We start from the raw sequence: 21,887 nt of genomic DNA, 5'->3' as shown, positions 1-21,887 counted from the left end.
TGTGTTATACGCGTCCTTTGAGCGCATTGAATACCCAGGCAATGCAAAAAAATCCTATACCCACGGCGGCAAAGCCCCATCCGGCTACATCGTCATATTTAAAAGCGCCCATAGCTATAAGTCCAATTCCAACCAAGATCATTATTGTAGTTGCCCAGGCCAGAACGGTGTTTTTATTCATTCCCATAATTGTTGTTTTTGTGAGGAAAACAAATATCGGACATTTTTAATAAAAAAGCAGCCCGAAGGCTGCTTAGATGGCAGGTCGGTTTCCTAATCCTTATCCTGCGCTTACAGACAGATAGCCCATTTTGCCCATTTGATAATCTCTCAAGGCTTCCATGATCTCTGTCTGTGTATTCATAACGTAAGGTCCCCAGCTGGCAACCTCTTCGTGAAATGGTTCTCCGCTTAAAAACAGCAATTGTGCAGCCTCATTGGCCTTAATTAACACACTATCACCGTCTTGCTCAAAAGTAACCAATTGATCGGCTTTTTCCATAAGGTTGTATTGGCCATTTATATTGACCGCTCCATGCAAGAGATACAACAGGGAATAATGCGTCTTATCTAAAGGCAGTTCCAAAACAGCTCCGGCCTCCATTTTAAGCATAAAGGCATTTACGGCCGTTTGGGTTGCTATTTTACCTTTTTTATCGGCTAAGTTGCCCGCTACGATCTGTACGGTAGACAAACCGTCTTCTCCTTTATACACCTCAAATTCCGCATCGCGAACGTGCTGGTAATTCGCTGGAATCATTTTTTTGGCCGCCGGAAGATTCAACCAAAGCTGAATCCCTTCTAGGGTTCCGCTGCGCTGGACGAACTCTTTGGTTGGGGCTTCGGCATGTATGATACCGCGGCCCGCTGTGGTCCACTGCACATCTCCACTTCTAACCACACTCTCATTTCCCAAGGAATCCCGGTGCAATTGCTCGCCCTGGATCAAAAAGGTAATGGGTTCAAAGCCTCGGTGTGGGTGGGGGCCCAGATCAAAGGGGTTGGACTCCGGACTGATCTCATACGGCCCGTAGTGATGCAGCAATACGAACGGATCGACCATATCTATACTCCGCGTAGGGATCGGCTGTCTGAGTTCTATCGGCCCCATATTCACAAAGGGACTCTGACCTAATTGTTTAACACTTGCTCTTTTCATTATAATGTTCCTTTCTTATCTAATTTTGTCCAAAAGCCCACTGAGCTGTTTGGCCTCTTGAACTGTTAAGTTTTGCAGCAAGTGATTGTTCGGATCACTGCCAATTTCTTCTAACAAAGCCAATCCGGCTTTGGTTATTTCTACATGCACTACGCGTCTATCTGAGGCGCAAGGAATACGGATCATCAAATCTTTCGCACACAGTTTATCCATAAGTCTGGTGGCATTGGGAGCGCGATCTATCATCCGTTCTTTTACCGTCTGTGTGGGCATTGGTCCACCTGCTCCGCGCAAGATGCGCAGTATGTTGTATTGCTGCGGAGAGATCCCATAAGGCTTAAAGAAAGCATTCTGGTGGCCACTGATCCAGCTTGCGGTATACAAGATATTGATCAAGGCCTTGGCTCGCTCCGAGCTGAATTTAGATTGTATTTCCTTAGAAAGATCGCCCATAAACTATCCCATTACAGCTGCTTGAAAAGGATTCAACTGCGCCTCAAAGGCAGCAGCCAACTCTTGGTCTGTTATTCCCTCTTCGCTAAAATTTGACCCGAAACTCGGCAAAGAGAATTTGGAGATCACATTACCCCCCATAAAAGGAAAGCGTCCTGCGGCAATATCTAATACCGTCTGTCCGCCTCTGGCTCCAGGCGAAGTAGCCATAAGGAACATAGGAACCTCAGACCACAATTTTCCGTCTATACGCGACATCCAATCGAATAAGTTCTTAAAAACGGTAGCATAGGCTCCATTGTGTTCTGCAAAAGAGATCACTATCCCATCTGCAGCTTTAATCTCCTCTAAAAAGCGATGCGCATTTTCAGGTATTCCCGCTTCGTTCTCCAAATCTATCCCGTAGATCGGTAGCGGATAGTCGTTCAAGTCCAAGACGGTTACTTCCGCCCCATCCACCTGCTTGGCTGTATAAGTTGCTAATTGTTTATTGATCGAGTTTTTACTGTTGCTTGCCCCAAAGGCGATTATCTTCTTCATAACTGGTTTTAAATTTCTGATACAAAGTTAGGAAGAATAAATTTATTTTCCAAGGAAACTATTTCCATGTAAATATTTTAGAAGCTTTTATATTTTTACTGCGGATGGAATCCTAGCTTATTTCGTAATTTTGACAAAATTCACTTTATGGATCTCAGCTTCAACAAAAACGAAGACCACAATAAATTACTCCGATCAGACCTTAGAAATCGTTTGGCCAAAGTCAAGCTTGGCGGTGGAGAAAAGCGCATCGAAAAGCAGCACGCAAAAGGTAAAATGACTGCACGTGAGCGGATCGACTTCTTGTTGGATCCAAAAAAACCGCGTATTGAGATCGGTGCTTTTGTCGCCGATGGCATGTATCAAGAGCACGGCGGCTGCCCTTCTGGTGGTGTTGTGGTTAAGATTGGTTACGTAAAGGGAGTACAATGTGTGGTTGTTGCCAACGATGCCACCGTAAAGGCGGGAGCTTGGTTCCCCATCACAGCTAAAAAGAACTTAAGAGCCCAAGAGATCGCCATAGAGAATCGCCTGCCTATCATTTATCTGGTAGACAGTGCTGGAGTGTATTTACCTATGCAAGACGAGATCTTTCCAGATAAAGAACACTTTGGACGCATTTTTAGGAACAACGCAGTAATGAGTAGCATGGGCATAGTGCAGATAGCGGCAGTTATGGGCAGTTGTGTTGCCGGAGGCGCTTATTTGCCGATCATGAGCGACGAAGCCTTAATAGTTGACAAGACAGGAAGTATCTTTTTAGCTGGGAGTTACTTGGTTAAAGCGGCCATTGGAGAGACCATAGACAACGAAACTCTTGGTGGCGCTACTACCCATTGTGAGATCTCTGGGGTGACCGACTACAAATCTAAAGACGATGCCGACGCGCTGACCACCATAAAGAACCTGATGAGCAAGTTGGGCGATTCCAACAAAGCGGGCTTTAATCGAATTGCGGCAGCCAAGCCTAGCAAAGACCAGGAAGAGATCTTTGGACTGCTCCCCGCCTCTAGAGCCGAACAATACGATATGCGAGAGATCATAGAGCGTTTGGTAGATAATTCGGAGTTCGAAGAATACAAAGCCGGTTACGGCCAAACCATTTTAACGGGATATGCCCGAATTGACGGCTGGGCTGTAGGGATAGTCGCTAACCAACGCAAGATCGTTAAGACCAAAAAAGGAGAAATGCAGTTCGGTGGAGTGATCTACAGTGACTCCGCAGATAAAGCAACACGCTTTATAGCCAATTGTAATCAGAAGAAAATTCCATTGGTCTTCTTACAAGATGTTACTGGCTTTATGGTTGGCTCAAAAAGTGAACACGGAGGCATTATTAAAGATGGCGCCAAAATGGTGAACGCTGTAAGTAACAGTGTGGTTCCTAAGTTCACCATAGTCATTGGGAACTCCTATGGAGCAGGGAACTACGCCATGTGTGGCAAGGCCTATGACCCGCGCCTTATTGCTGCTTGGCCAAGCGCTGAGCTTGCGGTGATGAGTGGAAACTCCGCAGCAAAAGTATTGCTACAGATCGAGACGGCTTCTTTAAAGAAAGCCGGCAAAGAGATCACGAAGGAAGAAGAATCTGCCCTTTACGACAAGATCAAAGCCCGTTATGACGAGCAGATCTCACCCTATTATGCTGCTGCTCGCCTTTGGACCGATGCGGTAATTGACCCTATGGACACCAGAACTTGGATAAGCATGGGGATAGAAGCCGCAAATAATGCTCCAATAGAGAAGCCTTTTAATATGGGCGTGCTACAAGTTTAATTGTTGTAACTTGGCCTTATTCATACTAGAATTTGAGCCTTAAGCTAACATCCAAACAACAACGATCACTCTATTTGCTCCTGCTCATTTTGGCCGGCGAAGCCGTGTTTATCTTACCCTTTGTGCTCATTCGTGTATTTGGGAAGACTTTTCTAGACGCCTTTGGTATAACCAACTTTGAAATTGGTGCCGCACAATCCATTTACGGTATAGTGGCTTTTGGAGCTTATGTTTTTGGAGGACCACTCGCCGACAAATACGAAGCCTGTAAATTAATGGCTGTTTCTCTCTGGGCAACAGCTCTAGGTGGACTTTATATGGCTACCTATCCTTCTATATCAGGGTTAAAAATACTCTTCGGATACTGGGGTTTTACGACCATTTTTCTGTTCTGGGCCGCCATGATCAAAGCCACTCGTATTTGGGGTGGAGACAAAAGTCAAGGCCGAGCCTTTGGCATACTTGATGGCGGACGCGGATTGGTCGGTGCCCTTTTTGCTTCCATGGGTATTTGGATCTTAGCAGCCTTTTCTTCTGCGGATATTCAAGAGATCAGTCCGGCCGAGCGCCAAGAGGTTTTCTCTTATGTGATCTATACCACAACTGCGATAGTAAGTGTGATCGGCCTATTGGTTTGGCTATTCATGAAAACGGGATCCGACGAGCAAACCACCCTAAACAAAATAAGCTGGCCAGAAATACGCTCTGTGCTTAAGATCCCAGCCATTTGGCTTTTAATGATCATTATATTATCTGCTTACGTCGGTTATAAATTGACCGATGTTTTTTCTCGCTACGCCAGAGATGTCATGGCGTATAACGAAGTGGATGCCGCCAAAACTGGTGCTACCCTGCTATACTTACGACCTATAACAGGCTTGCTCTTCGGGTTTTTGGCCGATAGAAATAAGGTGACACTGTGGCTTGTTATAAGCTTTGTGTTGAGTGTTTTTGGTGCCTCGCTGTTTGGCTTCGGTTTTATTGAAGCGGATAGCACTTACTTCTTCATTATGGGAGTGCTGCTATGCGCTACGGGCATTTATGGTGCCAGAGCCTTGTACTTTGCAACCTTAAAAGAGAGCAAGGTCCCTGTCTTGCTCACGGGAACTGCCGTTGGGTTGATCTCCCTTATAGGATACACCCCAGATATCTTTACCAGTCCGGCCATGGGTTACTTAATAGACAATTGGCCAGGAGCTCAAGGCTATCGTTATGTCTTTTTGATGCTCGGTGGCTTTGCTACGTTGGGGCTTATTGCTTCGACCATTTTGTATCGCATCAACAGAAAATAAATCCGTACCTTTTGGTACAACTATTCCAACCAATATGAAAGCGTTTAAAATTGCCTTTTGCCTTTTCTCGGCACTACTTTTTACCACCAGTAACTATGCACAAACCCAAGGAGACGGACCTTACGATCAGCTTATCATTCGCGGGGTTACCTTGATCAATGGTGACGGCTCTCCGCCAAGAGGCCCGATAGACATAGTAGTAGAAGGCAATAGGATCACGCAAATACAAGTTGTGGGCTACCCTGGAGTAGCTATAAAAGATTCTTCCAGACCTCAACTTAAACCCGGTGGCCGTGAATTGGATGCCAATGGCATGTATTTATTACCTGGTTTTGTGGACATGCACGGGCATATTGGCGGCGTGGCCCAAGGAGCCGATTGGGATTATGTTTTTAAACTCTGGATGGCCCATGGGGTGACCACGGTAAGGGAACCATCTGGTCGTGGAATCGACTGGACCTTGGATCTAAAGAAAAGATCCGCAGCCAACAGTATAACAGCACCTCGTATTTTCGCTTATACGGGCTTCGGGCAAACTTCAAGTAGCTTCAACCCCTTAGATGACTTGCCGATCAGTACTCCAGAATTGGCCCGTAAATGGGTACGTGCAAATGCCGCACGTGGTGCGGACGGCATAAAATTCTTTGGCGCCGAACCACAGATCATGGCCGCTGCTTTAGACGAGAATAAAAAACTAGGACTGCGTTCGGCCATGCACCACGCACAGATGAGTGTGGCCCGCTGGAATGTGCTGCATTCTGCACGCGCTGGTCTAACCAGTATGGAACATTGGTACGGTTTACCGGAAGCCTTGTTCAACGACAGAACGGTACAGAATTACCCACTAGATTATAATTATCAAAACGAGCAACATCGCTTTGGAGAAGCAGGCAAACTCTGGCAACAAGCCGCAGCGCCATTCTCAGACCATTGGAATGCCGTAATGGACGAGCTTCTAGCCTTAGATTTTACGTTAGACCCTACCTTTAACATCTATGAGGCCAGCCGGGACTTGATGCGAGCGCGCAGAGCTGAATGGCATGAAGACTATACCCTGCCCTCACTTTGGCGTTTTTATCAGCCCAGCAAGATCTCTCATGGATCGTATTGGCATTTCTGGGGAACAGAAGAAGAAGTTGCTTGGAAGGAAAACTACCGATTGTGGATGACCTTTATCAACGAATACAAGAATCGTGGCGGGCGCGTTACTGCCGGCTCAGATTCCGGGTTTATATTTCAGCTTTACGGCTTTGCCTATATCCGCGAATTGGAGTTGTTGCGAGAAGCAGGCTTCCACCCCTTAGAAGTGATCCGTGCAGCTACGTTGAACGGCGCAGAAGCCTTGGGTGCTGACCAAGACCTTGGCTCTGTGCAGATCGGCAAACTGGCAGACTTTGTGATCATAGAAGAAAATCCTTTAGAAAACCTCAAAGTCCTTTACGGGACAGGGGCCATAAAACTCACCGAAGACAATGAGGTGGTACGCGTAGGTGGGGTTAAGTACACCATTAAAGATGGGATCATCTATGACGCCAAAGCACTGCTTGCCGAGGTTAAAGCAATGGTAGATGCCGCCAAAGAGGCAGAAGGTTTCACCTTAAAACAACCCGGAATTAAAGATTAATCCGAAGGAATAGGAATTATAGCCTCTTGCCGCTCGTTTACATAACGGAAACCATCAGGACCGTAAAAACCCGCTTCTTCTAGCATGATACGAATGTCCTTATTCCAAGGTTCTATACGAACCGTGGTGTTGAGTTCTATGGCGTATACGGTGTTCGGATACAACGGATAATCGCCATTGACAGGAACTCCGCCTTGAGAATCCCACATTCCAATAGTAGGCCCGCTACTGTGGCCGTATGTACCTAATGGATGCGTATATATCGATGGTCTGAGGCCTTCATTTTTAGCTTCTGCAAGAGATTTCAACAAGATCTGGTTTCCGGTTTGCCCAGTAACGAAATTATTGGTCAAGATATCTTGCAACCTATTACCGAGCTTAAAAGCATCGGCCAAAAACGCAGGTACCTGAGTCTCCCCCTCCTGCAGAACATAAGCGTGTTGTTGGCTGTCGGTGTTCAGCCCAATATAGGTGATACCGAAATCGCAATGCAACAGATCTCCCGGCATTATGGTCTTGTCCTTATAGCCGTTAGAGAAAGACTCAATATGGCTTTTTAAGGCCTCATCACTGCGTTGAATATCTACTGTAGGATGAAACCAGGTAGCTAAGCCTAGGTCGGTCACCTTTTGACGCATCCACCAGACCACATCGTCTGAAGTGGTTACTCCAGGAGTGATGACCTTTCTAGAGAAGGCTTCGGCGACTATGTCGTGGGTAATTTGAACCAAGGTGTTATAGAGCTCCATCTCTTTTGCCGTGCGGGTCTCTATCCAGCTGATAGCCAGTTTTTCTGCGGAGACCAATTTGGCTTCCTCCTCTGGAGGTAAAGCTTCTAACAAGGCTTCGTAATCGGTCTTTACCAAACCGTCTGCAATGCCAAAGTAGTCCGAAGTGTTGATGCCGATCTTCTTAGGATTCCGCTCTTTTATAAGTCTTACCAAAGCTTTCCACTGATCGGGTTCTTCTTCTTTGTTCCAAGCCGATTTGATATTCTCTCCCACATTGTAGCGGGCCACGGCCAGTTTATCAATGGTTCCTTGCGCTGCATCTCTGTAAAACACCAGCATAGTGCGCCTTCTGGCGTTGAGCCATTTGGCCGGCAGCATGGTGCGCATAACAGGGTCTTCATTGTATTCGCGCGCAATCAGGATCCACATATCTATCCCCGCCTTGTCCATAAGTTCGGGTAGTAAATTGTTGAATCGATCTGCGAGGATCTCGTCTTTTAGTGTAGCGCGATCTCTTTCTGATAGAATTTTGTCATACTGACCCAAGACAGGTTGGCTCAGCAGAAATACAAGCAAAAATAGGTATCTCATTATTTGGCAGGATTAAAGCCTAAAGATACAAAACAACTATTGCTTGTTGAACTTCTGATACGGATTGATCAGCGTATCTGCTTTAATGGTTCGCTGTATGCGCTGCTTAAAGGAATTGTCAATGATCTCAGGGGTATTCAAGTAGGCATCTATCCTAGCGAATGCCCGTTGTACCTCTGGGTGATAATACACCATAGCTTCTTGATATCGCACGGCGGGCTCAGACAATACTCGAGCTAATGGAGGCTCCACCACACCCCACTGTCGCAGCTTGTAATTTTCGTAATCGCGAAGTACCCAACGAATGGTATCGTTGTGTTGTTTAATGAGCTTCATAAGACGGACGGGGTCGTCCACATCTCCTCGAAGCACGGATTTTACCCGATCATAGGTAATGCGGTGTGGCATCATTATAGGTTCTAGCACAAAACCTTCTTTCTCTATCTTATCGAATACATAACGCGGCAATTTATCTATAGAGACCACGGTATTGAGTATGGCCGATAACTCTCCCGACTTATCTTGAGTAACCTTTTTGAATTTCCAATCTTTAAGCACTTTGTGCGCTACATAGAAATCCAACGAATTGATAATGTTCACAAAGACCGGTTGGATCTTACTGTGGTAGGCCCCTGATTCATCTTTCAAGGTCTGATAGATCTCTAGCGTACTGAGCATACCAGAGTTCTCAAAATAACCCCCATCTACATAAGTACCTTTTCCACGGATCTCTGCGGATGGACTAAACAGAGGAAACCTATTGGTGGTAGAGACTGCTCCGAAGTAGGTAAGGCCACAATCGCCACAGGAGTTGTTGAAATCGGACAGATTATCTGCTGCCGGAAAAGTATTAGGTTCAAAATTCACTGTGCTCACTACCCCTTGACGCCCAATGGTAGAAGTAGTATTCATGATCAAAATTGGAAACTTCCCAGCCTGTTTTTGCTGGAGTTCCCACCAGTAATCGGAAAAGGTCTTGGTTTGGTAACGGTCTCCCATCCCGGTGTAGCGGGCATGGTCTTGCATACTCTTGTAAGACCTGTCCCTGCCCTGATAGGTCAAAGGAATATATTCGCGCAACCAGTCCTTTCCTAAAAGATATACCAACTCATTGCTCAGCACATTGGAGGTCCCAATATTGAAGATTGCAGCTGCTCTGGCATCGAGGTCCGAGTTCTCGTTAACAATAGAGGCGTAATTGGCGATTCCTACAGCTCCACCAGAAACACCACTCATCACTAAGGTCTCTTTACTAAAAGCACCATCGCTGCGTTTGTCCAATTCGTGAAACAATAACATATTCCACAAATTCGCCTTAAGGCCTCCGCCGTAAGAACCCACAAAGAAAAAATTTCGCTTCCCTCCTTCTGGTATGGCTGCTGTTCGTTGTTGGAAGTATTTTTTAGAATCGAGCTGAGGCCGTTCTCGTTTAAGTACGGTCAGTTCGTGTAGGTCGTTAGGGAGTCCTGTGCTGTACACGGCCCAACCTATCAATAACAGCACGGTAACAGGGATCCCATAGCGAAACCATTCCCTGTATTTTTTCTCACTAGTGGCACTGCGCTGATAGAACAGTATGTGCTTAAAACTGATAATGATGATGGAATAGAACAGTATGATGTACAGGAGTATGATCACCAAGGGGTTCAACATTTGGGCGATCTCGAAACTGAAATTGGCTGCGAGCAAGATCACAAAAGAAGAAACCCCGCTAACCTGCATCAGCAATAAATAACGAATATTATCGCTGAGTTTGCCGTATTGTTTTAAATACCAACGTTTACCAATACCAGGCTTAGTGTGGTACTTGATAAAGAGCTGTCTGCGGGTTTCGTCGAACATCTTTGGGTTGTACTTGTAAAGCGCATCCGAATAGAAAACATATTTAAAATAGGTCCTGCAAAGCTTAAAATAGATGTATAGAAAGAGCTGTAAACCCAGGGTAATTAGAAATAAAAACACTGTGAGACGTCCCCAGCCTTTAACACTAGCGGCTACGGTAGTGGCCCCTACCATAAACAAACAAAAGGCAAAGTATTTAGGAAAGCGATCCACATAGGTCACCACGGTTTCTACTACCTGCTGCTTCTGAGCAGCGGTACAATTGGGACTCTTAAGCGTTTCTTTCCAGAAGTCGTATTCTTGACCTTTCGCCGCATAGATCACCAAAGACAGAATAAGTAGAAAAACAGTGATCTGCGTAGCGTTGAAGGCTAGGTCGTAAAATCCTTCTGCAACACCTAAGATAATATGGAACATGGCGATGTAGAGTAAGATCCCCAAACTTCGCCTCAGGGAACTCACCAACTTATTGCCAAACTCTATGGCCGGTTTCTCCCCTGGAAGCAAATGGGTACCGTAGTAAATGATTCCCCACCCTTTAAAACGATGCCAAGTCTTTGCCATAAAAAGCTTGATCCCGGTTTTATGACCGTATAACCAAATATCAACATAGACGGGAAAGTGGCTGAGTATGATCGCTAAGAAAGTAAGCAGTGCAAAGAGTAGCACGATATTCCAAGGGTTGTTAAAAAGATCTACAATGAGTGTCCCTCCCTGAGGCATGGCCGTGAGCAACAAATAAACAATGGCAATAAAGACGATGCTCAATATGGAACTCTGAAAGAATCTGAACCAAGATCTAAAGTCGGAAAACACAAAGCGTTTTAGGCCCCAATAGCCAAATAAACCTATAGTGAGCGCATATGCTGCTATTTTGGCCTTTACGAAAATGGAGACCACAGCTTTCCAAAAGAACAGATAACCCAGCCCCTCTACAAAGTCGAAAACATAGGCCATAATAGCGCCAAGCACAAAGAGCTGGAATAGTCCAAACTTGGTCTCTTTCAAACGGGCAAAACGCCAATTGTTCATACGCAATACCAGCTTGACCAACAAGAACAAAAAACTCAAGGCCCAAAAGAAGTCAACGATAAAGAAAGCGTTGTACCAGAATATCTTTCCGCTGTTTTGTATGTATTGGGTTATGAGTTCAAAGTTATCGAACTGCCCATGCTGAGGCGCGTAGATGTAATCGTTGAGTCTGAATTTAGCCGTGCAGAAAAGCAACAGCAAAGAAAGCAGTATCCACAGAATGACCAGTGGATTCAATCCCTTAAGAAACCATTTTTGCATACCTATACTATTAGGCGGGGAGGTCAGTCAGAATACCCAATGAAGGTACAAAAAATATTAGACCCCTTACAGCTTAACCTTCAAAACGGTTTCTTCTTTGCTTAAGGCCTCCAAACGGATCAGCTTTACTTCTTGACGCTGGTTGGGGCTTCCAAAATCGAAATAAGTGGTCACCTTCACATAGGTAGGAGCCGCGTTATCTCCAGTCCGTTTTCCTTTATAGGTCATGTTAAACAACCACTCGCCCTTGTCTTGGGCGGTCATAAAGAATTCTTCCAGACCATAACCCAGAGTCTGCTCGTCTGCCCAACGAATAGCGTCTGTCGCCTTATCGTGAGTCCAGGTAAAGAAGCGATTCTGCGGATTAACGATCTGCAGATCGAACTCGGCATCGTAATCGCTCCACTCAAAAATTACGCGAGCTCTGTGCGAAACATTGCTTTTAAAGAAGTCTCGAACTCCAGCGAGTTGTAAGCTACCTTTATGACTAAAAACCAGGTTCTTGTAATCTTTGACATAGGTCTTTTGCAAATTGCCCAATTGTCCGTTTTGAGCCAGTTCTTTGTTGTCTATACCCGTGTAGATGGCTAAAGCCTCATCTGGGCGTCCAGCGGCGGCTAAGGCTAAGGCTAGGTTTCTGTAATGTTGGACTTGCTGCGGATAGGCAGATACCAACTCGCTGTAAATGGCAGCTGCCTGGTCATGCATACCCAGATTTTCGTATTGATAGGCTGTGGCCCGTAGCTCGTTGGCGGATCTGGCGACTAATTTTGCATTGGACAACACCCGAGATACTAATACCGGATTGTTCCAGTCTTTAAAATAGCTCGCTGCATCGATAAAGAAATAAGGCGCATTGCCATAGCGTTCTCTTTGCTCTAAGTAGATATTATAGGCCTCATCGATATTTGAAGCTGCTTGCAAAGCTTTTATGTAAGGCGTATCGGGTAAGGCAGCCATATCTGCAGCAGATCCGGTGTAAGTAGCTGTGGTTCCCAGTGGAATTGCACTGTCTCGCGCTTGTGCCTTGCTCACCGCTGCGGTCTTGGTGGTTACCAAGATAACTCCGTTTCTACCCAAGGTTCCGTATTTATTTGTAGCCGCGAGTCCTTTTAAAACGGTGATGTCTGCAATATTGGCCGGATCTAACAAGCCTCCTTGCCCAAAGATAGAACGGTCGTTTCCTGTACCAATTCCGTTATTCCCGGTGGTAACTCCACTCAAGGCCCCTGGACTACTTTCGATGGGAACACCATCTACCACGATAAGTCCGGTTTGATCTAGCAAGATGGTCATATTGTTTCCACGTGAGAGGAACTGCGTAATGTCTTGATCTGGTTTTAAATTGATGTTTGAAAACTGCCCCTGTACGGCAGTTTCTAGATTGATGTCCTGCTCGCTGATCTCCTTATCTGTTATGGTCTCTACCGAATAACCCAATCGTTTCTTGGCAACTCGCATATTCCCTGTATTGACCGCATCGTCATCGGACTCCAAGGTTGCTGTAAGCACAACCTCATCGAGTAACTCACTCCCAGCGACCATAAGAACGTCTTTAACACCATTTTCAGGAACACGGGTTAGCAAAGTGTTCTTGCCTACATAACTAAATTCTAAGATCCCGTTTATTTTGGCATTCAAACTGTAGGTGCCATCTGCTGCGCTCAAAGTTCTCGCACCTGTCTCCCTGTTGTAGATAGACACTCCTTCTAGCGGACCCGCACTGTCGGATACACGACCGCTGACCGAACGGATTCCATCGCCTTGAGGAATTTCATTGGTGGTAGCAAAGACATTGAAAAAAGTACCTCCGCTGCGCAATGCAAGCCCCTCTAATCCCTTTTGATTGGAATTGGTCACACTGCAGATCACGTTTACCTTGTGCGAGAAATCTTGCGGGAAATCCTGCAAATCTGCGCGCCCATTGGTTACCAACATCACCTCTGTGGCAACACCTTTAAACAGATCCTTATAACTTCCGGCTCCGTCGTAAATGCTGTTCTCCAATTCGTCGCGAAGCGCTGTCCAATTGCCTCCCCTAACCTTGTAAACTCCCTCTTGAATAATATCGTTGCTAAAACTCACAAAACGCACATCTACGGCTTTGTTTTGATTGAAGTACGAATCCATAAAACGCAGTTCTGCTTCCAGATCTTTATTGCGCATATCGTAAGAGGTATCGTACAACAGTGTGAGTTGTTTTACTGTTTCTTGTGCCAGTGCACTAAAACCCACTAATAGCGTGAGTAGTGCTAATAGAAGATGTTTTTTCATCTATTTAAAAATTTTTATTTTTTAGATAATCAAGCAAATAAAAATTATTTGCATAGATCAACCGCTTCGCTTTCGCACAAAAATTTTAATTATCCCAGCGGGTATACTAGTAATTAAATTTGTTTGTGCTCATTTCATATCGAGCTCGGTTAGTTGTTTAAGCCTCAGGGTAAAATCAGCAAGTCCTATAAAGATAAATTTTATTCTGTAGACTAACTAAGACCCAGAAAGGCAAGTACGAAATAAAGACATCAGGGCGATGATCTAGTTAATTCCGTTCAAACTTTACGAGAGCATACCTAAAATTTGGGCCATAAAAAAAAGGGCCTCGGCCCTCTTTACAATTAGTTGTTCTTATTGCGACGTTTTTTCTTCTTTTTCTTCTTCTGATCGCCAAAATGCAGCTCTCCAAAACGGGCAACTTGCTCTTCGGTCAGCATGGTGGAAAGATTTCCAGATAGTTTTTCGTTGAGTTTTTTATAGGTCTGTTGTTTTACGTCGTAAGACACCGTCTCGTCTGCCATGACAGCCATCTTCTCTTTTTCGTATTCCACGATATAATTCTTAACAACCGCCTTTTCAAATGCATCCAGTTCGAACTCCGCAGCATAGAGATCCATTTTCTCGTCTATATCCTCTAGCGTATTCTCTATGGCAATTGCACCCTGCTCTCTGGGAAGCGGTGGCGGAACATATCCACGCTGTCCTCTAGGTATCTGTCCTAAGTTTTGACTAAAGGCTGTTCCTAAGGAACCGAAGACAATTAATAGAATGAGCAGTAGATTCTTTGGCTGCATGATGTTTATTTTAGGTTACAAATATCTTAAATTTCAACCAGAAAGGACAAAAACTATACCAAGGATTACTTTTTCTTAGGATAACTTTCAATGAGTGACAAGACTTCTTTACGTCTGATCTTACCGGTCTCGGTATATCTGAATTTTGAAACTCCATAGATCTTCTTCGGACGAGAATACTTAGGCAAGCTATCAAAAAGGCCTTTGTGCACTCCAGAAGCACGGCCGTCAGAAGTTGGGCTTTCCACAACTAGGACTACTCGCTCCCCAAGGACTGGGTCTGGCTCCGCAGCAATAAAGAAAGGTACGTCTAACTGATCTTCTAAGGCGGCTTCAATTTGTTCGGGATAGATCTTTATACCGCCAGAGTTGATCACATTGTCTATGCGTCCCAACCATTTGAATTGAGACTCGTCTTTAAACTCCACAAGATCGTTAGTGATCACGGGGTCTGCAGCGATACCTGGCGCGTTGATCACCAAGCATCCTCGACTATCTAGAGAAAGCGTAACCTCGGGCAGGGCCTTGTAATAGGCCGAAGCTTGCTCTCCATTGATACGTCTTAAGGCAATATGGCTTACTGTTTCTGTCATGCCGTAAGAAACATAAGCGGCTGTTTCCACACTTTGCAAGGCCTCTTCCAATTGAGTAGAAACTACGCCTCCGCCAATGAGCAAAGTACCAACTTTGTCCAAGGCTGCTAGCGAATGCATGGCCTGAGCGGGAACCATGGCCACAAAGTCGTACTCGGAATCGTATTCTGTCAAGGCTTCCATAGACGGAGCTACCACGTGCAGATGCCAACCTAGGGTTAGCGCACGCACGCACATCATCTTTCCGGCTATATAATCCGAAGACAAACACAATAAGGCTTCTGTTTCTGGGCCAAGATTTAGCGCTTCGCCAGTTTTGCGCGCACTGTATACCATAGCGCTCTTGGGCATGCGGATGGCTTTCGGGGTCCCTGTAGATCCGGAAGTTGTAGTGACAATAAAGTCATCATTATTCAACCACTCTTGCAAGAATTTGGACAAGGATACCTCGTGGGCTGCTCCTTGCTGCTCCAAGTTCACGGTAAAATCCAATAGTTCTTCTGCGCTATCAAAGCTGAGACCATTGAGTTTAAAGGCAGGATGTACGGCTATCACGGGGGGAATCTTTTATTAGAGGTAATCTATCGGATCGCGCTCCGGAGGTGGAGGCACCTCTCCGAACAGTCGCCCTGACCAATCTTTCCACTTATACTTGTATGCCATAATGGCGAGAAATATCGGATAGATCACCAAGACAGGAACAAGTACATCAAAACCTGCCGCGGGCTCGGATACATCCAAGAATATCGAATTGGTTTGGAACACGGTCCAATCCGCAGTAACTAAAAGTGCCGCTATTAAATTGTTTCCGGCATGAAACCCTAGAGCGAGTTCCATTCCTTGATCCATCAGTGTAATTATTCCTAAGAATAAGCCCGTACCGATATAATAGACCATTACTATGTTGCCTAGCTTTTCTACCTCCGGATTAAAAAAATGCAAACCTCCGAAAACAAAAGATGTTACAAGTAACGGCAACCAACGGTTCTTGGCCATTATGCCTATTCCTTGCATGAGATAACCTCTAAAGAGATATTCTTCCATACTGGTCTGTAGTGGAATAAAGACTATTGCTATTAGCGCCAAGATAGCGAAGAGTTTGGCGTCGAACTGCAGTACATAATCATCCGGATTACCGTAATAATCCAAAACGGTGAGTACTGTGGTTGTCAGGCCTATAAGTAAGAAGCCGAACATTACCCTGCTCCAATCGATCTTAGAACGGGCCGTTGTAAGACTTACAAATGACTGTTTGTGCACATATTTCACCCAGAGCAGCAAGGCTGCCAATCCGATGGCGAAACTCAGTAGCATAAAGAATAAGGTGCTGTTGGAATCCAGCACGCTGAACATATCAGCCTCCTCGCTCAATTCAAACATACTGCCACCACTGGCAGATTGTTTCATAAAGATCGCGATGATAAAAGGAATGCTCCCGAGTTGAGAGGCTATAAAAACAACGACTACTCCCAAAAGGTAGCGCCACGGTTGGTAAAGGGATTTATACGCCTGTGCTATGTACATAGACTATAATGACTTTAAATTTAAAACATTAAGATTCCATTGGCCTGCCTTGGAATAGTGGATATAACCTGAGTTGACCACCAAAGGCGCTTCTACATTGTTGGTGTAGAGACTGCCTGTTCCCAGACCTTGCGGCAAGATAGTTCTTTTTGAAAAGGTATATTGACAAATAGCATTTAAACCGATATTACTTTCTAAGGCGGAGGTGATCCACCAGGGAATATCAAAATTGGCCGCCGCAGTTATCCACTGATCTGTGGCTGCAAATCCACCGAGCAAACTGGGTTTAAAGATCAGGTATTGTGGCTTTATGGTGGCCAACATTTGCAATTGTTGCTCTGGGTCATGCAAACCGATGAGCTCTTCGTCAAGGGCTATGGGCAAGGGACTAGCAGCACAAAGTGCTGCCATTGCCTCCCACTGCTTGGGCTTTATGGGTTGCTCTATGGAATGGATCTCGTACTCAGACAAGCGCTTGAGTTTTTCTAGCGCTTCTGCAGGGCTAAAAGCTCCATTTGCATCTACTCGGAGTTCAATCGTATTGGCATCAAAACGAGTTCGAATGTGTTTTAAAATATCTATCTCTGCCTGAAAATCGATTGCGCCGATCTTCATTTTGATGCAGTCAAATCCCGCGTCGAGCTTTTGCTCTATTTGCTCACTCATAAACTCAGGGCTTCCCATCCAGATCAGCCCGTTTATTGGAATTGGAGCTTCTTTACGAGTAAAGTCAGAAGGAAAGAGTTCGTAGGGATCTTCGCTACGCAAAGAGGCCAGCGCCGTTTCCAATCCGAAGCGGATCGAAGGAAAATCTATCAAAGCTTCCATAAGCTCTGCTATCGGCTTATCTATGTTTGCACAAAGCCAAGTCAATTTATCTTCGTAATCGGGTCTGTCGTCTATGCTCAACCCACGCAATATGGCACACTCGCCTATACCCCAATGCGCTCCGTCTCGCAATTGTAAAAAATAAGACTGCTTTTGCGTAAGCACTCCTCGAGAAGTTCCGCTAGGCCGTTTAAAGTTCAGCAAATAAGATTGAAAACTAGCTTTCATTTAAACAGTTAAACTTCCTCCTATGGGGAGCAATTCCAATTGTTTACCAGCCGCCTTAAAGGCAGCAACTGCAGCCTCTTGGTCTATCTCGATATAACCAAAGGTGTCGTAGTGAACACCCAATACTCTATTGCAAGCAACAAAATCACTTGCGTGTACAGCATCTTTGTAGCCCATAGTAAAATTGTCTCCTATAGGCAGCACTGCTAGATCCAGTTTGTATTCTAAGGGAATAAGCTTCATGTCCATGGTCAGGGCTGTATCGCCGGCGATATAAACTGTCTTACCGTCTGCCTCAATGACAAAACCGCCAGGTTCTCCTCCGTAGCTACCATCGGAAAAACCACTAGTATGCACTGCGGCTACATATTTCACGCGCCCGAAGGGAAAGTTCCAGTGCCCTCCGTGATTCATAGGGTGAACCGGAATATCCTTGGCTCCGTAATGCATGGCGATCTCATAATTGGAAACTATGGTCGCCCCAGTGCGTTTGGCCAGTGCTTCTGCGTCCAAAACATGATCTTGATGCGCATGGGTAAGCAAGATAAAATCGGCCTCCAACTGATCCAGGATCGATTTGTCTTCGATAAGCGGATTTCCATTGATAAAAGGGTCAATGACTATATGATGCTCACTGGTCTTTATAGCGAGGGTGTTGTGCCCTAAATACTGTATTTGCATGCCGTAAATGTTTTGAGTTAAAGATACGGACTCTGCCCCTATGAAAGCAAGTTGGCAAGGAGCAAAAGTACAGCATAACCAAAAGTGCTAAGTGCCACTACTTTTAACTGCGGATCCAAACTTTTATGGTCTTTGGTGTTTCTAGCTACAGTCAGATGTTTATTTAGCAACACTATTGCTACCAGCGGTAAAAGGCCCCAGTATCCCGTAGTATCCCAGCTTAAATACTGCGCAACTATGGCGCAGACACTTCCGCCCAAGATCAAAAAACTGTGGTAATTCATGCTGCCTTGCTTGCCCAACTTAACCGCCAGGGTATTCTTACCTGCCTTAGTATCACTTTCGCGGTCTCGCATATTGTTTAGATTGAGTACCGCTGCGCTCCAAAGTCCTATGGAAGCTGCAGCTAAAACTACTGTTATCTGTATGCTTTGATGGTATAAAAAGTAACCTCCCACTACACTTACAAGACCAAAGAACACGAACACAAATACATCGCCCAGACCGCGGTAACCGTAAGCCGAATCGCCCACGGTGTATTTTACAGCAGCGATGATAGCGGCGATCCCTAACACGAGAAACGCCAAGGCATAAAGAAGTTTTTCGGCTCCAAAAGCTCGGTAGATCAAGGCTATCGCCAAGATCAAGGTAATGATCGCTGTGAGATACATGCCTTTTTTTAAAGCTGTCGCGCTGAGCGCTCCGCTTTGCATAGCACGTACTGGGCCAACTCGGTCTTCATTATCGGTGCCTTTAACACCGTCGCCGTAGTCGTTAGCAAAGTTGGAAAGTACCTGGAACCCTATAGCCGTAAAAATAGACAGGGTAAAGATCAGTCCATCAAAATGTCCGGAGGGCAGGGTTAAGGCGCCTGCAGCAATAATGCCTGCAATCGATAAGGGTAGCGTTCTCGGGCGGGCTGCACTGATCCAAGCTTTGGGTTTGGCCATCTGAAATTTTTAGTAAAGATACTACTAAATCCCACCTTCTCGCAAAGCCTTTCCTAGTTCCAAATCCTTAACAAACAAAATGAGGATACACGGAAATTATGTACCTTTAAAACGAACAACTTAACTAACTTTTATGAGCGTTTCTAAAAATTACCAAACCGGACTGTTGGTATTACGAGTAGGCCTGTCTGCTTTAATGTTAACCCATGGCATCCCCAAACTAATGAACTTGTTCCAAGGCGATATGAGCTTTGGAGACCCCCTAGGGATCGGTTCGACCCTAAGTTTCATTCTTGTGGTATTTGCTGAGGCGATTTGTCCAATTCTGATCATCTTGGGTCTACGAACTCGACTGGCCGCCATTCCGGTGATCATTACTATGGCCGTAGCCGCCTTTATAGTGCATGGCGACGATCCTTTTAGCTCTATGGAAAAAGCATTGATGTACCTGGTTGGCTTTACCGCAATTGCCTTGATGGGTGGCGGTAAATACACCATTAAACAGCTGTTTTAATCTTTGGCCGGACGATTCTTTAAACTTTCTAAACTACAAGCGATGAGCAAAGGCAAAATTGGACGTTACCTCCTATATGCCTTGGGTGAGATCGTTTTGGTTGTAGCCGGAATATTGATCGCCCTAGCTATAAACAATGCTAACGAGCAAAAAAAAGAACGGGATGAACTGCTGGCTATCTTTTCTGATGTTAAGGCAGATCTTGTCATAGACACTACCCTGGTAGGGCGGATCATCCCGTATTATGAAGCCCGAGAAAAATTGGCAGATAGCATTTCTAAAGGTTTCTTTACCAGAGAAGATTACAAGCGGTGTTTGCCTTGTCATTCCATGATAACTACCTATGTCCCTTTTAAACTCAACGACAAAGGTTACAGTCAGCTGCGCAACTTTAATCAGTCCAATGAGAACAAGGATTCCTTGGCAGTAGAAATTGTGCAGTTCTACAACGGTTTTATAAATATCATAGACGAGATTTCTTCTCGTGTAGAAGAGGATACTTATAGTACGTTAGAGCAATGGAGAAACACCCAGCCTTGGTTTGCCGATATACTCAGTGGCAAGTTGCCAGAGGCCTATTTGGATTATATATCAGAAGACCCTGAATACCGCAATCGGGTGGCGTATTTTAATGTGATAGCCTGTAAAAATCTGTTGCCGGTATTGCGTCAGTATAAAACGCAAGCGGAGGAAGCCCTAAAAAGGCTCGATGAGCGCCTGGTCCCTAATGATCAAAAATCGTGATAAGGAGTTCTTTGAGCAGATCGCCTTGGCTCATGTTGTGCGCCCCTACTCCCTTGCTCTTCATATCCACCGCACGAATGCCTTTAATAATGGCGCTAACGCGTTTCATGGGATAATTTCTCGCCGCTACCTGATAATCTTTGATAAAGTAAGGATTCACTCCTAGTACTTTAGGTGCTGCGGATGGGTCCGGCAAGGCGTGATACTTGAGTAGTTTATTGAAAAAACTGTAGAGCAAGGCCACCGTCATGACCAAAGGATGGTTCTTTGGATTTTGCGCAAAGTGCTGCGCGATACTGTAGGCTTTCTTGATATTGCGCTCGCCTATGGCCTTTTGCAATTCAAAATTGTTGAACTCCTTGCTTATCCCAATATTCTCTTCTATGATCTCTGGACTGATCTCAGTGCCAACAGGCACTATGAGTTGTAATTTTTCCAATTCGTTGTTGATCTTGGAAAGATCGGTCCCGATGAACTCAACAAGCATCTGAGCAGCCTTTGGCGCTATGGTATATCCACGCCCCTTAAGCACCCTGCGGATCCAATCTGGAACTTGATTCTCATACAGTTTTTTACTGGTAAAGAGTTCGCCTTGTTTGCTAAGGGTCTTATACAGTTTTTTGCGCTTGTCTAGAGTTTTGTATTTGTAACAGATCACCAAAACCGTTGTTGGCTGCGGATTCTCTGCGTAGCTTACCAACTGCTCAATAGTGCGCGAAAGGTCTTGCGCCTCTTTTACGATGACCACTTGGCGCTCTGCCATCATAGGAAAACGCTTGGACTGCCCAACAATATCATCAATACTAACATCTCTGCCGTAAAGGATCATTTGGTTAAAGTCGCGTTGAGACTCATCTAGCGCATTGCCCTCTATATAGTCTGCGATCTGATCGATATAATAGGCCTCCTCTCCCATTAAAAAGTAAATGGGTTTAAAATTGCCGTTTCTAATATCGGTCACTATGCGCTTTACGTCTTCCATCTGAAAAAAAAGATGCACCTTTGCTCTATGCAGCAACTGGCATTTCCTCGGTACGAGTTTCGCTTCAAAAATACCAAAAATAAGCCCGGCGTTTTTGATGTGGTAAGAAAAAAATTCGTGGTACTAACCCCAGAGGAATGGGTACGCCAACATTGTGTACGTTACCTCAACGAAGCGCTCCATTACCCTTTGAGTTTGATCAATGTAGAAAAGCAACTGGAAGTGAGCGGATTAAAGAAACGCTACGATGTAGTTGTATTTACTCCGGAGGGGAAAATTCGAATTCTAGTAGAATGCAAAGCCCCTAGCGTGGCAATTACGCAAGAGACCTTTGATCAGATAGCGCGCTATAATCTATCCCTGCAAGCAGACTTACTTATGGTGACCAACGGGCTGGCACATTATTACTGTCAATTGGATTACGAGCACGGACGCTATAATTTCTTAGCAGAGTTGCCACCGTATGCCTAA

Annotated in this window: 20 protein-coding genes; 6 read left to right on the top strand and 14 right to left on the bottom strand. The window is 45.1% G+C overall.

The genetic code is table 11. The annotated features are described in order from the left end of the window. Positions 1-4 precede the first annotated feature (4 nt). The 4 genes from BTO09_RS12045 to BTO09_RS12030 all read right to left on the bottom strand — a co-directional run bounded on the left by BTO09_RS12045 (position 5) and on the right by BTO09_RS12030 (position 2,152). On the bottom strand, positions 5-187 hold the full coding sequence (locus BTO09_RS12045; RefSeq protein ID WP_087525020.1) for a CAL67264 family membrane protein: 183 nt from the start codon (positions 185-187) through the stop codon (positions 5-7). Between the two features lie 93 nt (positions 188-280). After that, positions 281-1,159, bottom strand: a complete 879-nt coding sequence (locus BTO09_RS12040; RefSeq protein WP_087525019.1) for a pirin family protein — start codon at positions 1,157-1,159, stop codon at positions 281-283. Positions 1,160-1,174: 15 nt separating this feature from the next. Next, positions 1,175-1,612: a MarR family winged helix-turn-helix transcriptional regulator gene (locus BTO09_RS12035; RefSeq protein WP_087525018.1), complete on the bottom strand. Its 438-nt coding sequence runs from the start codon at positions 1,610-1,612 to the stop codon at positions 1,175-1,177. Positions 1,613-1,615: 3 nt separating this feature from the next. Next, complete coding sequence (locus BTO09_RS12030; RefSeq protein WP_087525017.1) at positions 1,616-2,152, bottom strand: NADPH-dependent FMN reductase; 537 nt, start codon at positions 2,150-2,152, stop codon at positions 1,616-1,618. 147 nt (positions 2,153-2,299) lie between these two features. Between BTO09_RS12030 and BTO09_RS12025 the strand changes: the two genes are divergently transcribed. The 3 genes from BTO09_RS12025 to BTO09_RS12015 are packed head-to-tail and all read left to right on the top strand — an operon-like array spanning position 2,300 to position 6,844. Beyond that, entirely contained in the window at positions 2,300-3,928 is a 1,629-nt protein-coding gene (locus tag BTO09_RS12025; protein ID WP_087525016.1) for an acyl-CoA carboxylase subunit beta, read from the top strand. A 32-nt stretch (positions 3,929-3,960) separates the two neighbouring features. Continuing rightward, positions 3,961-5,220 carry a nitrate/nitrite transporter gene (locus tag BTO09_RS12020; RefSeq protein WP_087525015.1) on the top strand — a complete coding sequence of 420 codons (1,260 nt, stop codon included), beginning with the start codon at positions 3,961-3,963 and terminating at the stop codon, positions 5,218-5,220. Positions 5,221-5,254: 34 nt separating this feature from the next. Continuing rightward, positions 5,255-6,844, top strand: a complete 1,590-nt coding sequence (locus BTO09_RS12015; RefSeq protein ID WP_087525014.1) for an amidohydrolase family protein — start codon at positions 5,255-5,257, stop codon at positions 6,842-6,844. Here BTO09_RS12015 and BTO09_RS12010 read toward each other — a convergent pair. From BTO09_RS12010 to menA, 9 genes are all read right to left on the bottom strand, one after another. Next, positions 6,841-8,166 (bottom strand): M24 family metallopeptidase, encoded by a 1,326-nt coding sequence (locus BTO09_RS12010; protein WP_087525013.1) that lies wholly within the window; start codon positions 8,164-8,166, stop codon positions 6,841-6,843. The genes BTO09_RS12015 and BTO09_RS12010 overlap by 4 nt on opposite strands. A 36-nt stretch (positions 8,167-8,202) precedes the next feature. Further along, positions 8,203-11,301 (bottom strand): hypothetical protein, encoded by a 3,099-nt coding sequence (locus BTO09_RS12005; RefSeq protein WP_087525012.1) that lies wholly within the window; start codon positions 11,299-11,301, stop codon positions 8,203-8,205. A gap of 66 nt (positions 11,302-11,367) precedes the next feature. Beyond that, the gene (locus BTO09_RS12000) at positions 11,368-13,575 is read right to left on the bottom strand and encodes a TonB-dependent receptor plug domain-containing protein (protein WP_087525011.1); all 2,208 of its coding nucleotides are present in this window, start codon (positions 13,573-13,575) and stop codon (positions 11,368-11,370) included. Between the two features lie 344 nt (positions 13,576-13,919). After that, positions 13,920-14,372 carry a hypothetical protein gene (locus BTO09_RS11995; protein ID WP_087525010.1) on the bottom strand — a complete coding sequence of 151 codons (453 nt, stop codon included), beginning with the start codon at positions 14,370-14,372 and terminating at the stop codon, positions 13,920-13,922. A 65-nt stretch (positions 14,373-14,437) separates the two neighbouring features. Next, positions 14,438-15,520 carry an AMP-binding protein gene (locus tag BTO09_RS11990; RefSeq protein WP_087525009.1) on the bottom strand — a complete coding sequence of 361 codons (1,083 nt, stop codon included), beginning with the start codon at positions 15,518-15,520 and terminating at the stop codon, positions 14,438-14,440. Positions 15,521-15,535: 15 nt separating this feature from the next. Further along, entirely contained in the window at positions 15,536-16,489 is a 954-nt protein-coding gene (locus BTO09_RS11985; protein ID WP_087525008.1) for a CPBP family intramembrane glutamic endopeptidase, read from the bottom strand. A gap of 3 nt (positions 16,490-16,492) precedes the next feature. Then, positions 16,493-17,545, bottom strand: a complete 1,053-nt coding sequence (locus BTO09_RS11980) for an o-succinylbenzoate synthase (RefSeq protein ID WP_087525007.1) — start codon at positions 17,543-17,545, stop codon at positions 16,493-16,495. After that, positions 17,546-18,226, bottom strand: a complete 681-nt coding sequence (locus BTO09_RS11975) for a metal-dependent hydrolase (RefSeq protein ID WP_087525006.1) — start codon at positions 18,224-18,226, stop codon at positions 17,546-17,548. It lies immediately after the preceding gene. A 38-nt stretch (positions 18,227-18,264) separates the two neighbouring features. Next, complete coding sequence (gene menA / locus BTO09_RS11970; protein ID WP_087525005.1) at positions 18,265-19,176, bottom strand: 1,4-dihydroxy-2-naphthoate octaprenyltransferase; 912 nt, start codon at positions 19,174-19,176, stop codon at positions 18,265-18,267. A 133-nt stretch (positions 19,177-19,309) separates the two neighbouring features. Here menA and BTO09_RS11965 point away from each other — a divergent pair, with 133 nt between their 5' ends. Then, on the top strand, positions 19,310-19,690 hold the full coding sequence (locus tag BTO09_RS11965; protein ID WP_087525004.1) for a DoxX family protein: 381 nt from the start codon (positions 19,310-19,312) through the stop codon (positions 19,688-19,690). Between the two features lie 42 nt (positions 19,691-19,732). Further along, on the top strand, positions 19,733-20,434 hold the full coding sequence (locus BTO09_RS11960; protein WP_087525003.1) for a DUF6090 family protein: 702 nt from the start codon (positions 19,733-19,735) through the stop codon (positions 20,432-20,434). Here the strand turns inward: BTO09_RS11960 and holA are convergent. Beyond that, positions 20,415-21,416, bottom strand: coding sequence for a DNA polymerase III subunit delta (holA, locus tag BTO09_RS11955; protein WP_087525002.1), 1,002 nt, complete (start codon positions 21,414-21,416; stop codon positions 20,415-20,417). The two genes, BTO09_RS11960 and holA, sit on opposite strands and share 20 nt — an antisense overlap. A gap of 27 nt (positions 21,417-21,443) precedes the next feature. Between holA and BTO09_RS11950 the strand changes: the two genes are divergently transcribed. Continuing rightward, positions 21,444-21,887, top strand: coding sequence for a type I restriction enzyme HsdR N-terminal domain-containing protein (locus tag BTO09_RS11950; RefSeq protein WP_087525001.1), 444 nt, complete (start codon positions 21,444-21,446; stop codon positions 21,885-21,887).

Origin of the sequence: Gilvibacter sp. SZ-19, assembly GCF_002163875.1 — a bacterium.
Lineage (GTDB): Bacteria > Bacteroidota > Bacteroidia > Flavobacteriales > Flavobacteriaceae > Gilvibacter.
The sequence above is the reverse complement of the archived record's forward strand: the minus strand, read 5'-3'. Positions and strand labels throughout refer to the sequence as shown.

Coding starts and splice junctions, on each gene's coding strand:
- BTO09_RS12045 (WP_087525020.1), bottom strand. CDS start 187: ATGGGAATGAATAAAAACACCGTTCTGGCCTGGGCAACTACAATAATG.
- BTO09_RS12040 (WP_087525019.1), bottom strand. CDS start 1,159: ATGAAAAGAGCAAGTGTTAAACAATTAGGTCAGAGTCCCTTTGTGAAT.
- BTO09_RS12035 (WP_087525018.1), bottom strand. CDS start 1,612: ATGGGCGATCTTTCTAAGGAAATACAATCTAAATTCAGCTCGGAGCGA.
- BTO09_RS12030 (WP_087525017.1), bottom strand. CDS start 2,152: ATGAAGAAGATAATCGCCTTTGGGGCAAGCAACAGTAAAAACTCGATC.
- BTO09_RS12025 (WP_087525016.1), top strand. CDS start 2,300: ATGGATCTCAGCTTCAACAAAAACGAAGACCACAATAAATTACTCCGA.
- BTO09_RS12015 (WP_087525014.1), top strand. CDS start 5,255: ATGAAAGCGTTTAAAATTGCCTTTTGCCTTTTCTCGGCACTACTTTTT.
- BTO09_RS12010 (WP_087525013.1), bottom strand. CDS start 8,166: ATGAGATACCTATTTTTGCTTGTATTTCTGCTGAGCCAACCTGTCTTG.
- BTO09_RS12005 (WP_087525012.1), bottom strand. CDS start 11,301: ATGCAAAAATGGTTTCTTAAGGGATTGAATCCACTGGTCATTCTGTGG.
- BTO09_RS12000 (WP_087525011.1), bottom strand. CDS start 13,575: ATGAAAAAACATCTTCTATTAGCACTACTCACGCTATTAGTGGGTTTT.
- BTO09_RS11995 (WP_087525010.1), bottom strand. CDS start 14,372: ATGCAGCCAAAGAATCTACTGCTCATTCTATTAATTGTCTTCGGTTCC.
- BTO09_RS11985 (WP_087525008.1), bottom strand. CDS start 16,489: ATGTACATAGCACAGGCGTATAAATCCCTTTACCAACCGTGGCGCTAC.
- BTO09_RS11980 (WP_087525007.1), bottom strand. CDS start 17,545: ATGAAAGCTAGTTTTCAATCTTATTTGCTGAACTTTAAACGGCCTAGC.
- BTO09_RS11975 (WP_087525006.1), bottom strand. CDS start 18,226: ATGCAAATACAGTATTTAGGGCACAACACCCTCGCTATAAAGACCAGT.
- menA (WP_087525005.1), bottom strand. CDS start 19,176: ATGGCCAAACCCAAAGCTTGGATCAGTGCAGCCCGCCCGAGAACGCTA.
- BTO09_RS11965 (WP_087525004.1), top strand. CDS start 19,310: ATGAGCGTTTCTAAAAATTACCAAACCGGACTGTTGGTATTACGAGTA.
- BTO09_RS11960 (WP_087525003.1), top strand. CDS start 19,733: ATGAGCAAAGGCAAAATTGGACGTTACCTCCTATATGCCTTGGGTGAG.
- holA (WP_087525002.1), bottom strand. CDS start 21,416: ATGGAAGACGTAAAGCGCATAGTGACCGATATTAGAAACGGCAATTTT.
- BTO09_RS11950 (WP_087525001.1), top strand. CDS start 21,444: ATGCAGCAACTGGCATTTCCTCGGTACGAGTTTCGCTTCAAAAATACC.